9 protein-coding genes are annotated in these 16,838 nt (G+C 45.5%); 1 reads left to right on the top strand and 8 read right to left on the bottom strand.

Going from position 1 to position 16,838, the window contains the following annotated elements; all coding sequences use genetic code 11:
- Positions 1-96: 96 nt before the first annotated feature.
- The gene (locus tag MHB84_RS29155; RefSeq protein ID WP_076288503.1) at positions 97-4,158 is read right to left on the bottom strand and encodes an S-layer homology domain-containing protein; all 4,062 of its coding nucleotides are present in this window, start codon (positions 4,156-4,158) and stop codon (positions 97-99) included.
- Between the two features lie 328 nt (positions 4,159-4,486).
- Here MHB84_RS29155 and MHB84_RS29160 point away from each other — a divergent pair, with 328 nt between their 5' ends.
- Positions 4,487-5,269 (top strand): SIS domain-containing protein, encoded by a 783-nt coding sequence (locus MHB84_RS29160; RefSeq protein WP_179087142.1) that lies wholly within the window; start codon positions 4,487-4,489, stop codon positions 5,267-5,269.
- Between the two features lie 46 nt (positions 5,270-5,315).
- Here the strand turns inward: MHB84_RS29160 and MHB84_RS29165 are convergent, their stop codons facing one another.
- The 7 genes from MHB84_RS29165 to MHB84_RS29195 form a co-directional block, all read right to left on the bottom strand.
- Positions 5,316-6,041 (bottom strand): N-acetylmannosamine-6-phosphate 2-epimerase, encoded by a 726-nt coding sequence (locus MHB84_RS29165; protein ID WP_076288502.1) that lies wholly within the window; start codon positions 6,039-6,041, stop codon positions 5,316-5,318.
- Between the two features lie 5 nt (positions 6,042-6,046).
- On the bottom strand, positions 6,047-7,621 hold the full coding sequence (ptsG, locus tag MHB84_RS29170; RefSeq protein WP_083678836.1) for a glucose-specific PTS transporter subunit IIBC: 1,575 nt from the start codon (positions 7,619-7,621) through the stop codon (positions 6,047-6,049).
- Between the two features lie 257 nt (positions 7,622-7,878).
- A complete protein-coding gene (locus tag MHB84_RS29175) occupies positions 7,879-11,124 on the bottom strand; it encodes a glycosyl hydrolase (RefSeq protein ID WP_076288885.1) in 3,246 nt (1,081 codons plus the stop codon).
- On the bottom strand, positions 11,124-13,133 hold the full coding sequence (locus tag MHB84_RS29180; RefSeq protein WP_076288500.1) for a glutaminase family protein: 2,010 nt from the start codon (positions 13,131-13,133) through the stop codon (positions 11,124-11,126). Before MHB84_RS29180 ends, MHB84_RS29175 begins: the two co-directional genes overlap by 1 nt.
- 142 nt (positions 13,134-13,275) lie before the next feature.
- On the bottom strand, positions 13,276-14,928 hold the full coding sequence (locus MHB84_RS29185; RefSeq protein WP_076288499.1) for an extracellular solute-binding protein: 1,653 nt from the start codon (positions 14,926-14,928) through the stop codon (positions 13,276-13,278).
- Positions 14,929-14,990: 62 nt separating this feature from the next.
- The gene (locus MHB84_RS29190; RefSeq protein ID WP_063565068.1) at positions 14,991-15,887 is read right to left on the bottom strand and encodes a carbohydrate ABC transporter permease; all 897 of its coding nucleotides are present in this window, start codon (positions 15,885-15,887) and stop codon (positions 14,991-14,993) included.
- Between the two features lie 12 nt (positions 15,888-15,899).
- Positions 15,900-16,826: an ABC transporter permease gene (locus MHB84_RS29195; protein WP_082935088.1), complete on the bottom strand. Its 927-nt coding sequence runs from the start codon at positions 16,824-16,826 to the stop codon at positions 15,900-15,902.
- Positions 16,827-16,838: the final 12 nt, after the last annotated feature.

Consider the following 16,838-nt stretch of genomic DNA (forward strand, 5'->3'; position numbering starts at 1 on the left):
CTTTTGCAATGTCTCTAATATTTCCCGGTCTCCAGAATAAAACAAGAAACCAATGCGGGAACATTCCGCATTGGTTTCTTGAAATTAGGTTTAGCGTTATTTCGATTGTTCAAGAAGCCCAACAATAAGTGTAACTGCTTCAGCACGGGTAGCTGTCTGCATCGGAGCAAATCGATTGCCACCTACACCGCCCACCAGACCTGCTTCCACGGCAGAAGCTACATAGGATACGGCCCATGCTGGGACATCCTTTGCATCTTTGAAATCCAGTTTCGCATTGGAATTCGTTTGAATTCCGCCAGCGCGTGCAATCATAGTTACCATCTCCGCCCGGCTCAGCGTCTTGCTAGGACCGAACGAGCCATTCTCGTAACCATTGACAATGCCAGCGGATGCAGCTGCTGTAATATAAGGCTTCGCCCATGAAGGAATCTTGTTATCATCCGTATAGTGAATAGTCTCGCTTACGGTATTCAGATTCAAGGCACGGCCCAGCATCGTAATGAACTCGGCACGTGTGACTTTCTGATTCGGACGGAAGGTCTGATCACCATAACCATTGACGAATCCAGCCGTCACGGCTTTATCAATTGCTGATTTTGCCCAGTGTCCGGCTGTATCTTTCAAGGCTGGCGCAGTGCCTCCGTTTCCGTTATTGCCAGATCCAGTATCCGGTTTGTTGCCGGAATCAGTTCCGCTACCACTACCGCTGTTCGAACCATTTCCGGTTGTTGTATCGCCACCGGTTCCTGAAGAACCATTACTGCTGCCGGAACCATTACCTGAACCTGAACCGGAGCCGGGATTCGATGTTCCCGGATTGGACGTTCCTGGTCCCGGATTCGATGGTTCCGTCTTCTTCACGATACCGAATTGATCAACAATGAACGGCGCTGCTCCATTTTGATTTTGGTCAATTTCATACGTTACAGCTGTCAGTTTGCTGCCGTCAATCGTAATGCCCACAAAATTCTGTACCTGACTGCGCATTGGTCGACGGTTGTCATTCGGATCAGGACCATATTTGGCTGCATGATTCTCCTCTGCCAGTTCAAAAAGATTGTAATAAGCATCACCGAGACTTGTGCTCGGATTTTTGTAATACACTTTTGGACCAGCTGTTGCCGGGATCAAATAGATTGTGCCATCCGGATTCACAGAGTACTCGATTTTCTGTCCATTTTGCATCTCCGTGATCATTTCAGGCTGACGCGCTTTCCCCTGCTGATCAATCGGTTTTGTGCGGGCATAGATGTGATCATGTCCCTGGAGTACAAAATCGATGCCAAGCTCCGCCATGATCGGTGCAATCTTGGTACGTACACCGTTTGCTCCCATGATGTCCGAATCCGTTGCGTGATTTGACGTCGTGTACGGCCCTTTGTGAATGTTAACGATTATCCACTGGGATCCATTCTTCTTGGCAGCCTGAACATCTTTCTTCAGCCACTCGACTTGCTCTAATGAGAAGTTGTCATACTCATCCGAATCCTCATTGGAGTTCAACACAACAAAATGCGCATTGCTGTAATTATAAGAATAGTAAGCTCCCGTCTCCGTAGCGGAATTCACCGGTGACTGGATGTTGAAATGATCGATAAACGCATAATTCTTGTCCTCATGGTTCCCTGCGGACGGAACGATGGTTGTATTTAAGAGGCTTTCTTGCGAATGCCCTAGCAGCCAGTTCCACTGTTCCTCTTTCACACCAGTATCCACGATATCCCCGTTATGAACGACAAATTGTGCATCCGGTACTGTAGCCAATGCTTTGGCCAATGTCTCAGAGGATAGAATTGCCTCATCCTCTTCCTTCGCTTGTGTATCCGCCAGATCAATGAAAGTGAATTTGCCTTTCTCCGGTGCTGTACGGTAGGTACCTGTCTCGCTCCATACTTGCTGGGAAGCATCCCCTACACGGAAATAATAAGTTGTATTAGCTTTCAGATCTGTCACTTCTGCTTTGTGCATCAGTTCTGTAGGAGCATTCGCAGGTTTTGCAGAGCGCCCTTGAACCGATTTGGCTTGCGTGAAATCAGGTGTTGCCGCTGTTTTCTCTACAACCTGAAGGTCGCTATTCGTTACTTGATCGGAAGTGTACCACGTGAACCCCTTGCTCTTGGTAGGATCTCCATGGAACGTTACCGTTACCTTGTTTACCTGTTCTGGAACAGGAACTGTATCCGATTCCTTGATAATCCCGAACGTGTCCACGACAAATGGTTCTGCATTCTTATTTTGGTCAATCTCATACGTTACGGCGGACAGCTTGTCTCCGTCAATAGTCAATGAAACGAAGTTCTGAACCTGCCCTCTGGCTGCGCTCGTGGTGTCGCCATATTGCCGTGAGTGGTTTTCTTCCGCACGCTCGAACAAGCTGAAGTACGCTTCACCAAGTTCTGGTTTTACGTTTTTGAAGTATACTTTGGCCCCGGCGGTAGCAGGAATCATATAAATGGTTCCATCCGGTTGGACCGCGTATTCGATACTCTGTCCATTGAAGGTCTCCGTTATTTTGGACACATCTTCAGCGGTACCATCGCTCTTGATCGGCTTCGTCCGTGCATAGATATGGTCATGTCCCTGAAGGACCAGATCAATCCCCAGTTCGTTCATGAGCGGGGCGATTTTTTTTCGTTCCCCGTTTGCACCAATAATGTCGCTATCCGTGGCGTGATTCGATGTCGTATACGGGCCTTTATGAATATTAACGATAATCCACTTGGCTCCTGCGGCTTTTGCTTCCGCTACATCCTGCTTCATCCATGCGACTTGCTCATTCGAGAAGTTGGCGTAGTCCGATGAATCCTCGTTGGAGTTCAATACGATAAAATGAGCTTTGCTATAATTATACGAATAATATGCGCCTGTTACCGTTGCAGCACCGTCTGGCTGCTTCACATTAAAATGCTCGTAGAACGCATAATTTTTATTCTCATGATTGCCAGCAGATGGTGCAATGGTCGTGTTCATAAGACTGGCTTGCGAATGACCAAGCAGCCAATTCCATTCTTGCTCTGAAGTTCCATTCTCCACAACGTCTCCATTATGGACAACGAATTCAGCATTTGGAACCGTTGCGAGTGCTTTGGACAGAGTTGATCCAGACAGGATCGCCTCATCCTCTTCCTTCGCTTGTGTATCCGTCAGGTCAATAAAGGTAAATGCTCCATCAACCGGAGCCGTTTTGAAAGTTCCAACCTCACTCCATAGGCCCAGATCCTGATCACCAACACGGAAAGAATAAGAAGTGTCAGGGGAAAGGCCTGTCGCTTCCGCCTTATGCACCATTTCTCCAGGGGAGTTGGAAGCTACGGTTGCACGTCCACTGAAGCTTTGGGCCTGACTGAAGTCGGCAACGCCTCCCAGGTTAGGTACCACTTGAACAGTGCTCTGTGCAGATGCAAGAGGCGTATACCAAGTGAAGCCTTTGCTACTTGTTGCATCCCCATAGAAGGTAACCGTTACTTTGCTGATATCCAGCGATGGCGCATTAGCCAAGGCTTTAAGCTCCATGTCAAAATACAGGTCAGAGCTACTGTCGCTCTGTTGATGCACTTCGACCGCAATTTCGTTTGAGCCTTCATGCAAATTGACTTTCATTGGCTCAGTCAGGTCGATATTCTCATACATAACCGGCAAGTCCTTATTTGAGGTTGCTTGAGTAGAGTACACAATCTCTCCATCCGGCATGCCAAAACGAATGACTTCCACACCATTCACATAGATCACTGCACCGTCATCAATACCGAATGTGCCAAGAATTTGCCCGTAACCGTCAATTTGATCTTTGTTAACGGTTAGGTTTGTCCGGAAATAGGTTGTGCGGGGTTTATTTTTTTTGTCCAGACCGTAGCTGACTTCCGTTTTGAGTGATCCAAAATAGGAAGTGCTTACGCCATTACCGTTGTCTTTGTAACCAAATGGAGCCTGTCCTGAATTCCAGGACGAATCATCGTATGAAGCGCGCCATTCCGCTTGTAGATCCTGACCCTGATCGAAATAATGCCAATTGGCATTACGCTCTAACAGCATCTCAGGCTCAGACAATGATGCGGCTTGGGCTGAATTAACTCCCCCAAATCCCGCAAGCCATCCGAATATCAAAGCAATCGATAACAGGATGGATAACATCTTTTTGTAGAGGTGACTGATCATAATTCTCTCCTTTATATGTATGATTGGTTGGCTTATGTAAATCCAAACAGGCCTAGCATAACAAGGGAAGATCAGCATCCGGTTAGCGGGAAGTAAAACTTATGTAAACTCTTACATTTATTTGACTTATAATATGGATAAGGTTTTTAGTTAACATAATAATTAATATGGTTTTCACTTCTATTTGGACGAAAATATACAGAAATAAAGAACTATTTTTAAAGGTTTGATGAATTGGCTTTTAGGAAGTAGACTAATGAGGATAGACTATACAAAAGTTAACATGTTCTGGGAAAGGGGAATCATAATGTCATCTAGTGTCATCGACATGCTGCAGCTTGAATATCAACGTTTTTCAGCGAAAGAAAAGGAAATAGCTGATTATGTGATGCGTAATAAATCATCCATTAATAATATTAATATTAGGGATTTGGCTGCTTACACCAATGCTTCCATGTCAACCATTACTCGATTTTGTAAAAAAGTAGGTTGTTCTACCTTTGTAGATTTTAAAATTCGACTTAACCGTGAAGTGGATCAACCCCGCAATCAAACGGATTTCTTTATAAGAACACAGCAGATCCACAATGATATCATCAACGCAACCGCAGAAATGCTGGATACAGACAGAATCGAACAAGTGGTCCAGTACATAAAAAAAGCTCGCAGAATCTATGTGTATGCTTTGGGAAGTTCAGGTTTATCTGCTCTGGAGTTCAAATACAGACTAATGCGGATGGATATCGTCATTGATGCGGTGACGGATTCACACATGATGATCATGAGTGCTTCTCTTTTGGGGGAAGATGATCTGGTTATTGGTTTATCCAATTCAGGACGAACCTTAGAAGTCAGTGATGCATTAAATGCTGCCAAAAAAAGAGGAAGCAAAGTTGTTGGAATTACTAATTTTGATCACACCCCCCTCTCCGAAATCTCGGATTTGTGCATTTTCACACCGGATATCGGGCGAACCGGAGATGTGAACTTCATCAACAGCCAGTTGGCCATTATTTACATCCTGGATGTGATTTCACTGCTATTACTTGAGGATGAACATTTACTTAGTGCGCGGCAGCAAACGTTAAAAGCTCTATATTCTGCTGAATAACCAAACAGCCAACTTGATTCGTTGGCTGTTTGTTCACTTCTCTTTTTTATAGGACAGAAGGAGAAGTTTTTTTCAATTTGGCAATTTCAGAGACAAAACGCTCCGTAATTTGTTGAGGACGCGTAATGGCTCCACCAACAACGACACAATAGACTCCAGCTTCCAGACACGTTGCTGCCATCTCCGGTGTCATGATATTCCCTTCCGCAACAACAGGCGTTTGTACGCTAGTTAGAATTTCTTTCAAGGCTGCAAATTGATTATCATACAGTTTAATCCCTGCTGTCTCCTCTGTATATCCGACCAATGTAGAGGAGATCAGGTCAAAACCAAGTCGTTCTGCATTAACGGCTTCCTCTTTCGTTGCAATATCCCCCATTATTAGAAGTTGAGGATGTTTGGTGCGAATTTCATGTACGAATTCATCCAGTGATTTACCGTCCGGCCGTGCACGCAAAGTGGCATCAACCGCAACAATCTCTGCATGGACCTCGGCAAGTTCATCCACTTCCAAGATCGTTGGTGTAATAAATACGGGATTGGTTCCGTAGTTTCTTTTCACAATACCTATGACGGGAAGATCAACCTGTTCTTTGATCTCTTTCACATCTACAGCAGTATTCGCACGAATACCGATCGCTCCCCCCTCTTTTGCCGCGACTGCCATGCGTCCCATAATCAGCGAACTATGAAGTGGCTCGTGCTCCAAAGCCTGACATGATACAACGAGACCACCTTGTAAACCTAAGTTATCTAATTTATCTACATTCATTGCAATTACTCCGTTTCCATAATTTCTTCGATTTCATTTTTGATCACTGTAACCTGAGGGCCATAAATAACCTGCACTCCGTTACCGACAAGTACTACCCCTTTGGCTCCCGTAGCTGTAAGCGCATCCTTTTGAACCTTCTCGATATCCTTCACGGATACACGAAGCCGTGTTGCACAGCAATCCAATTCGTTAATATTGTCTGCACCGCCAAGTCCATTCAGAATAGCGATGGAGCGTTCTTCACCTTTCGTTGATGTGGGTGTATTGGAGAGCTGACTTTGCGTTTTGGCGTCTGGCTCTGATGTTACCTCTTCCTCACGTCCCGAAGTTTTTAAATTGAGCTTCACGATCAAGATTCGGAAGGTGAAGTAATAAAGGAAGAACCAGACCACACCGATGATGGGAACGATAATCCAGTTCGTTTTGGCATTACCCTGAAGTATCCCGAATAAGATAAAGTCGATTAATCCACCTGAAAAAGTCTGACCGATTGTAATCTCAAAAATATGTGAAAGCATAAATGCCAATCCATCAAATACGGCGTGAATGACATACAGGATTGGAGCAACAAACAGGAATGAGAATTCCAGAGGCTCCGTAATTCCTGTCAAGAACGAAGTGAGTGCCGCAGACAACATCAATCCGCCAACTACTTTTTTACGTTCAGGCTTGGCCGTATGATAAATAGCGAGTGCCGCACCGAGCAAACCAAACATCATCGTGATAAAACGTCCTGACATAAATCGGGATGTACCCGAGAAAAACTTCTCGGTTGCAGGGTCTCCCAGTTGAGCAAAGAAAATATTCTGTGTTCCTTCGTAAACTTTTCCCGCAACCTCCATTGTTCCTCCAACTCCCGTCTGCCAGAAAGGCAGATAAAAGATGTGGTGCAACCCAAGTGGACCCAGCATCCGTAAAACAAATCCGTATAACAGTGTTCCGATATACCCAGTTCTATCGACCAAACCTCCAAGCTGCGTTATGCCGAGCTGGATGGTTGGCCAGATCAAGAACAAAGCAATACCAATAAAGATGGCCGCAAAAGATGAAACGATAGGAATGAAACGTGAACCTCCAAAGAACCCTAAAAATTGAGGAAGTTCTATTTTGTTGTACCGATTATGAAGCCATGCGGTAACCAATCCGACAACAATCCCTCCGAGTACACCAGTTTGCAAGGTTTGGATTCCAAGTACCATACCTTGACCAGCACTAGCCAAATGATCCTCGGCAAGTTTCCCCGAATTGACCAGCATCGCATTGATCGATGCATTCATGACCAGATAGGCAAGTCCAGCTGCCAATCCTGCTGTACCTTTGTCCGCTCTAGCGAGTCCAACAGCCACACCTATAGCAAAGATTAATGCCAAATTATCAAACACAATACTTCCTGCACTGCTCATCACCGTAAACACTTGCTGCAACCATGTGATCTGCAAGAATGGATACGAGTTAATCGTATTGGCGTTGGACAAAGCCCCTCCAATCCCCAGTAATAGACCCGCCGCTGGTAAAACAGCAATAGGAAGCATAAACGATTTACCAAACTTCTGAGCCTTCTCAAAATATTGCTTCACAGTGATATCCACCTCTCTAAAACTATTTTCATTTACATAATAATTATGAAAATGGTTTTCGTCAACACAATTTTAAATCGCTTTCATTACGTGTGAGGTCTTATCATTTGATGAATAACTCGGTTCAAGTATAATTATTTCCAGCGAAGTAAAGCTCAGTCTTTTTGTTCCAATGCAAAAAAAAGCCGCCAATATGGCGACTTTAATGTGTTCATATTCTTTCCCGACGAATCCAAAACCTAAACCTGAATCGTGCATTATTTTAATATTTTAGTTACAAGTTTTACCTGCCCATTCATGCCCGAAGGTAGTGAAGACTTTCCGTATAGATTCTCCAGTGTATTAGCCACATGAATGTCGATTACATTATTACCTGGCAGCATGTAAAACGTGACGTTCCAATGATAGGGTGGCCATAACCGGATGCCAACCTGCTCCCCATTCACGTACAGGCAAGCCGTCTCTCTAATGTCTTCCGCTTCCAGCCAAATTTCATTGGCCGTATTCAAGCTGATACCAGACAAATTCACTTGCTGTGAGTACACTCCTGCTCCCGAATAGAAAGGATAACCTTCAACATTCCAAACCCCAGTCATTTGTTCAGGTTCAATGGTTAATGTAGTCTGATTTTGTATAGCAAATGAACCAACCAGATAAGCAGGAAAAGAAATGGCTGGCATAGGTTCGAGCAATGAAACCGTGAGAACTTCAAGCTCATTCTCGCCTTTCACCAGATGTTCGGTAATATCCACACCAGCGTAATGAGTATCTTGCCACAGGGAAGGCTGGAGTGCTTCCATCCGTATTCCATTAATAAAGATTTCAACATTACGTCTGCGTTGGAGGAAACCAATATGGGATGGGATTTTTTGCTCGATATCGTCAAGGATTAGCTCGATCGTGAAGATCTGCTCATTTCCAGGTTCGTTTAAATAGACTGCATCTCGCTGTGATTTCACAAGCTCGATCCATTCTTCTGTTACGACAAATGTTGTCCGGTACGTGTTGACTTGGCCTGGCATCGTTGCATTCATTCTGGACTGACGGTCATTCAATGTGACCTTCCACTGATCTAACACAAGCACATTGGGTTCGACGGTCTGAAACTGCCAAGGATCACCTAGTACCAACACATCGGTGGTATGTTGCACTTTATGATTTATAGGCTCTTGCGGTTTGGGATGCGTCGAATCTTCAGTGTGAAGCGGATCAGGTACATGATCCGGTCTAACGGATAGAACCCGAAGCTCTCCCGGTACAAATGTTAGAACAGCATCTTGACTCAACGGGTTTATATTCCCGTTTTCCAAGTTCCATTCTTCCATCTGTTCTTCTATGTGGTCTTTCACAGGTTTCTGATGGAGTTGAATGGTCACGGGCTGCTCCGACCAGTTCATCAGCCATGTGTGCACATGATCTTCAACTTTGCGTTCAACGCTAATGAGATCCTCAGCTTGCCCCTCGATCTGTTTCCAGGCAATCGCTGGTGATGATGTCGTTAACTCTCTTAACTGAACACAAAAGTTCATAAGTGTGTCGTTATGAGCTGTGTTTTTCATGGAATAGAATAAGCTGTACCCTTTGCCAATCGCTTGTAATTCCCCTGGTTGAGGATCGGAGCCATATAGTTCGTTCATATACTTCCGTAATTCCGGATCTTGGCGCTGTCGCTTACTATCACAAGGAATTGCCCCAACCGCTATAAGCGTTCCACCACGGTTTACAAAGGTAACAAGCTGTTTTGCGATATCTACAGACATGACCGTAATTTCCGGCAAAATCAAAATCGAATATTCGTTTAGTACTCCGTTAAACTGATATCCTCCAGCATGAGTAATCTTCGCCTCCCTGAGCTGACACTCATCCACATAATCGTAATCAATAGAGCTGCGCAGCATGCGGTCTGACAATAATGAAAACAGTTGATCCGCAGCTGGATGCTGGTTCGATTCACCGGATAAGAACATATGCTCATATACCGTGTGGATCGGTGATAACAGAAGTACTTCAGGTGTACGCTTCGTGGAAGAACCCAGTACACTCAACCGACCAAGATAATCGGCAAAAGTCCGATAATGTGGCCAATGCGGTGCATGCTTAAATTCCGTAGGTGGAAAATCCGTTTTCCGATACCCTGCAAATGAATAGTAAAATGCATGCGGGATAAATAAATTAACACCCAAAAATGCCATGAAATTGGCATCAAGCCGCCTTTGTCGCATGGCATAGGCATGACCGCTTGCACCAAATGACTCACAAATAACTCTTTTTTTCCCATCCAACTGTGCGACAGACGCGGCCGTCTTTACGGATACGATACGATGTGGATTCTCCTTTGTACCGATTCCATGTGTTAGGTAGTCCACACCCGCATAATGGAACTGCTGCAATACACGGGTTTGATTACCCTGCGACCGAGCCTGCCCCCAGACGGGTTCTTCCAGCGTATGGCCGATGTACAGCAAGCTGTGTGATTCACACCACGAACGAATAGCTTCATGATAACCTTCCACATACCAACGGGTAATCGTATCATAATAGTCCTGCCTCGCAGATCTGCTGCCATCGGCCATACCATATAACAACGCGCCTAATCTTGGAATCAGATCATATCCGTTCTCCTGCTCATACCGCTCCACCATCCCATGTGTCCAAGCGAATACGATTCCGGGCAGATTTGCATTCACATCCTGAACCGACGTTCGGATGGCTTCAACTCCGAAAAAACCGTCGTGGATCATGAGCCCAGGTTCATCCGTGAATACACCTTGAATGGTCACACCGAAATGAGGCTGAAATTGCTGAAACGGCTCGTATGCCGACTGAATGAAAGCCTGCACGGCTTCCGGGTTCAACGTGTCCAGATAATACCCTTTTGCAAACGTGATCCCTTCAGCAATTTCACAGGACCAGCAGGCAAGTATAATATAATCCTCGTCGTTATCAGGCTTCCATTCCTGTCCGCATAACTCTGTAATATCCTCAGGTTGATCATATATCAGCCATTCCCCTTCTTGCTGGATGGCACGATAAGCGAGAATTGCGATGAGTTCATTGTTAGCGTAGGTGGCAAAATCGAGAGATAACATTTCCTGCTGTGCATCGTGTAAATATCTTCGTTCCTCAACCCTCAAGTATCTCATCCGATATTCGGGATACTGCCTGGTCAGTTTACCTCCCAGTGTTCCGCTCGGCCAATTGTCCTCATCATACAGCCAGACAACCATATCACGCTTCTGGCACTCTTTTGTGCAGAAATCCAGCGTATCCATGAACTCTTCTGACAGGTACGAGGCCTGCATCCCGTGACGTGCATGCAATACAACGCCGCCAACCCCTGCTTCAACCATGGATTGAATTTGGTTTTCTAGCTCTGGCTTGCTAAAACTGTGGTTCAGAAACCAAAAGGGCTGTGGACGATACGTCGCCTCAGGATTTTTGAACTGCTGTTGTAATTTATGAATATCCGTGATTTTCAACTCCAATTCATCACCTGATCTCATCATGATTTTGATACAGATGTCTTTCTCAGCAAAGGAATGAAAAATCCACCGACAACCGACCGATTTTGAAAATTTAACTGCTTTCCGGTGATGGTGTCATACCAATCTGTAACTGGTACACGGCTCGATGTTTCATTCATAAAGTCCCACAGAGGTGAAATCATCTGTTCGAACTGAAGCTGCGTTTCGCTCATGGTGGCACACCATACGAGCCAATCGGACTTGGTGTATGTCTCACGGCTATCCAGCGGTAGGCCATATCGATTCTGTTTTAGCTGATAATACGCCAACTCTTTAGCAGCCACTTCTTTTGGGAAAAGGTTGAGGTCCAACAAACGATCCCACACCAGATTGTATTTCATGCTCCATGACTCATCCGAGCTGTCAAAAGTCAGCTTGTAGTGATCACCTGCTGTCGCCATGGAGGACCACTCCTCTGCCATTTTTGCAGCCGCTTCACGATAAACGGCACCATCCGGCAAACCAAGTTCATCACACATATACGCATAGGCGGCAATGCCTAATATCGCTTTAATCGATAAGTTCGCATTGTGCGCCAGATGTCCGGCAAAGTCGTCCGTGCACAGTTGATTGTCAGGGTCCAGTCCATGTTGCAGCAAATATGAAGCCCAAGTTGTGAGAAGTACCCAGTGCTCACGTGCAAATTCCGCGTTCTTCTCATATTTGCCTACCGTTGCTGCCATCAGGAGCATATTGCCACATTCCTCGATAGGCATCTGGTATTCAAGTTTGTTCTCTCCGTAAACCTGGCCGTTAGCTTGAGGGTATGTCCCCACGTCATGTGGAGCAAAATCAAACGTCCAATCCGTGCTTTCGGCATACTTATAGATTGGACGCATCATACCTTTGACCAATTCGATGTTATACCTCAGAAACAACGGAATCGAGGGGTAGCTCACATCCACCGTCGCGATACAGCCGTTACTAAAATTCTCTTTGGAGAAAAATAATACTTCTCCTGCTTCATCAGCAACCAGTTTATGTGCAGCAATCGCTTGCCGATAGGTCAATGCCAGAATGTCTCTATATTGGTTCCCACCTGTAGCCTGACTCTCCGTTAAGAGTTCCCGATTAAAGCGGTCGCATCGTTGTACTACCTCTTCATATTGATCCGCTGCTTTTACCAGCATCTCCTCAAATGTCATACCATTTTTCTTCCAATACGCATTCAGCGGTTTGTGAAAATATTCAATCGCATGAATATCATCATAGGCGAGCATCAAGTAGCGGGATGCTGGCTCTTCATGGATAAGACCCAAATCCATTTCAGTTGCCATAATAGCCATATCGCCAGATATGGACTTTGGCTGGATAGAATCATCTCCTGTCTTAAAAAGACCTGACCGGGCATACTCCTCACGCTTGGATACCGCATGGATGACCGATTGAGATTGATGAGATCGCTGAACCACCAGATACATATAACCCCAGTCTATTCTCGTATCATCTCCGGCACGTTTTAATATAGGTTGTTCCACCGTTCCTATAGACATGGCGTGTAACTGTTCATTAATTACATGAGACTCCCAGGTGACTTGCTGATCAGGAGTATGTACACACCATTCACCTGTCACATCAAAATAGATTTTCACTTGATGGCCTTGACCATCTATCGCTCGAACATGGAACGTAACATACGTCACAGGTCTGGATAACAGTTCAAGATCATCGAGCAATAGGGGTGTGGTAAAATGAACCTCAAGTTCGATGCCTTCTCCTTCAAAGGTGTAACGGGTAGTCACCGGCTCAACGGTTAGATTCGTCTGATTGAGCACGTCAGGCTCCTCAACGGTTGAAGCTTCGCGAACGCCTACTTTCCCCATAAACCTTCTGATTTTGCCGTCAATGATAATCATGCCAACCATACCTTGAGTTTTGTTCGTCCAGTGCCTGGTGTGATCATCATAGAGATGGTCAACAGCAGACCATACGCTAAAATAAGGGTCTACCGTGATCAAAGGTACGGAAGGTGGTCTAAACGTCGTCATTTATTACATCTCCTTCAATTCATTTTTCCAACGAAAACTGTGCTTCTTGATCCAAAAGGGAAAGGCTTCGCTCGCCTTGTTAACCAAGGCGCTGCAAAGCCTATTTGATTTCCGTAATAATCGGTAATTTAACCCTTCAGCATCAGTTCGGCATTTGAACAGTTACGATATCTTTCCCTTTCAGATTCTCATTGGTGAACTGCATCGCTTGGTCGTAACCGGTCTTCCGAAGCTGTTCCCTCAGGTCGTTGATAATGCTAAGGGCCGCTTCATCCGATTTTGCGAAAATGGCTTCCTTCCAGGCATCACCCATCCGGTCCATGGAGGGCTTCAACATTTCCCATTCCGGTGATTTGGTGATCACATCGCCCGGGTTGTAGGCTGTAATTACCTGAATGCCGTTTGGACGCAGTATTTTCCGAGCATTTTCCATGGCATCTAGTCTTTCCTGGTCTGCCCAGATGTCGCCACCTGCTGCCGAATTGATCCGGTCAAGCCCCGTGATCGATTCCAGCCCAATGGAAATGCCCTCGTTTTTGCGAACTTTACCGGATTGATCTGCTGTAAACTTATCGAACCATTCTTTATTCGGTACAGGTTTACCATCCTTCATATCCCAATGAACCCCTTGAACTCCGTACCGGGCCAGCATGAAGCCTTCGTCAGAAGCCATGTAATCGAGAAACTTGAGCGCTGCATCTACACACGCGCCCTTGCAGCTACTGGTGATAGCCGTTACGTTGTTGCCTTGAATGCCAAGGTCAACAGGCCTGCTCGGGTCAACATCTGCACGCTCCAATGGTCCAAGTGGGATGTAATCGCTTCCAGGATGTGAAGTAACATATTCTTTGGAGGCGTCCAAAATGGCCGGATAATGTGCGGCAAGGATAGCAATGCGTCCTTGATTAATTTTTTCTTTGGCAATAGGATCCGTCTGAGTAAAGGCTTCGGGGTCCATAAGTCCTTCCTCAACCAGTTTACGATAGAACAGCGTGTATTCTTCGTATCCTTTGGTGAAAAAGTTATGTTCTACCGTTCCGTCACCTTTGTCTACATAGCCTGCTCCCGAATAGAACATCGTGTTTCCGATGCCTACGGACCATCCGTTACTAAAGCCTCCCAGTGGAAACACGGGCTGACCGCTCTCCTTCAGGTTGGCATCTTTGATTTTTTGGAGGAAGTTATAGAAGTCTTCCTTCGTCACGACAGACTGAGGATCCACGCCGACTTTCTCAGCGATGTCTTTGCGAACATAGAAGCCATACAGCCAATCCATGCCGTCTTCGTTCGTTGCGGGCTGATTTTGTAAAAGTAAATATTTCTTGCCGTCATACGCATCTATCGCTTTTTCATACAATGCTGGCGGCACATTCTCTTTCGCAATGGATTTCGCCAGGTTTGGGTAATCCCCCAATTTATCGGATATATCTACCAGCTGTCCTTCTTTGGCAGCCTTGATGATCCCGTCCAGCTCGCCGCCCCATGCAGGTCCGGTGTAAATGTCCGGCAAATCCTGTGTGGCGAAAATCTGGTTTACTTTCTCCGTCTCGCTGCCTTTCGTATATTCCCACTCTAATGTGACGCCAGTTTTCTCTTTGATGACTTCCTCGACAGGGGTTATCCCATTATCCGATCCGCCTGAGCCATTCCAATTGTGCAAGATTTTGAGTTTACTTCCGTTCTCCCCTTCTGCGCCTTCCCCATTCCCTGATGAATCCGTGCAACCGCTCAGCAAACCTCCAACCATGATGGACACGAGCAAGATGGATACGCCTTTCGACCAAATCCTGTTCAAACCAATCGCCTCCTTGAATAAATGATCTCGGTAAAGCTCTAGCAAATTCAGGTCAGGATGATCTACCCTTTAACCGAACCAATCATAACCCCCTTCACGAAATATCGTTGCAGAAACGGATATATACATAAGATTGGGAAAACCGTAATGACAAGCAATGCCATTCGAAGTGATTCAGGTGTTGCTCCTGCTCCACCGACTCCACCAACCGTCTGACCACCCTGCTGTGCTGCACGCTGCATCGAATTGGATAATGCCTCTGCTTCTGTCAGCATTTCTTGCAGTAGGGTCTGTACCGGTATCAAATCTTTGTTAGATACGTAGTAGGCGCCAGAGAACCAGTCATTCCAGTGGGCTACCCCAATGAACAGCGAGATCGTTGCAAGTACCGGCCCGGAAAGAGGCAGAATGATACGTACGAAGATTTGAAAATCTCCATACCCATCAATACGCGCCGATTCCTCCAGTTCCTCCGGTATGCCTTGCAGGAATGTCCGAATAATGATGATGTGCATGAAGTTGAACAACAAGGGCAAAACGTATACCCAGAAACTATTAATCAGATGCAGTTTTTGAAGCGTAATGAAGAACGGGATGAATCCTGCGCTGAAAATCGTAGGCAAAAAGATGTAAAAGGTAAAAAAGGAGCGACCTGGCAATGTTTTTTTGGAAAGTGCATAGGCCATGAGTGTACACAATACAACGTGGAGAAAAGTACCCAGCACGGTGCGCATAATCGTAATTTGATATGCCTTCCAGATCCGTGCGTTATCGAATACCTGAGCATAGTTATCCAACGTGAATTGGCGAGGAAGAAAATAAATCGCGCCTTGCATCGAATCCTTACCGTCGTTCAGTGAATAAGCCAAGATATATATAAACGGGTAAATCATCGAGAATCCAACCAAAGCAAGAAAAATATAGTTAAGCACCGAGAATAAGGACCATTTTCGTTCCATAAGGTCACCTCCTTAGAACAGGGATACATCACTGACTTTGCGGGCGATGCGATTAACGGTTACAACCAGAATGAGTGCGATAACACTTTGGAATAGTCCTACAGCTGCAGCGTAACTGAGACGTCCTTCTCGAATCCCGGAGTTAATGGCATGCACGTCCAGTACACTGCCAAGACTTGCGGTTGCCGGTCCATTCAGGAGAAGCAGTTGTTCATAACCTGCGCTCATCAGACTGCCCACAGCGAGTATGAATAATATGATAGCTACATTGCGGATACCTGGAAGCGATACATGCCACATCTGTCTGAAGCGTCCCGCACCATCCATTTTGGCAGCTTCGTAAAGCTGCTGATCAATACCCGCAATCGCGGCCATAAAGATGATGGAATTCCAACCGATATTCTTCCAAATGTCTGAACCGACGATCATCTGATAGAACCATGTTGGATTGTTTAGGAACTGGATCGACTCGGCTCCAAATGAACCTAATAAGTCATTAACTGGTCCCCCATATGGCGTTAGGAGTCGTTGCATCAGCGTAACCACAACGATCCAGGATACGAAATAAGGTAAGTAAGAAAGGGTCTGAACCGTCTTTTTGAATTTAATCATTCTGACTTCATTTAAGAGGAGTGCAAGAATGATTGGCATCGGAAAGCCAATAAGCAGTTTCATGAGACTGATAATGATCGTGTTACGGATGATGTCACCGGATTGATAGTAATTGAAGAACTGTTGAAAGTACTTAAGGCCTGCCCATGGACTTCCGGTGAATCCACCAACGAAATTGTAATCCCTAAAAGCAACCTGAATTCCATATAACGGTACATAGGAGAACAGGAAAAACCAGACGATTCCGGGCAGCATAAACAAATAAAAGAGTTTATGCTGCCAGATTCGTTTCATCAATCGATTGTTGCTCACTCGTGTCTTGATCACATTCCAACCTCT

Origin of the sequence: Paenibacillus sp. FSL F4-0087, assembly GCF_038020215.1 — a bacterium.
GTDB lineage: Bacteria > Bacillota > Bacilli > Paenibacillales > Paenibacillaceae > Paenibacillus > Paenibacillus taichungensis.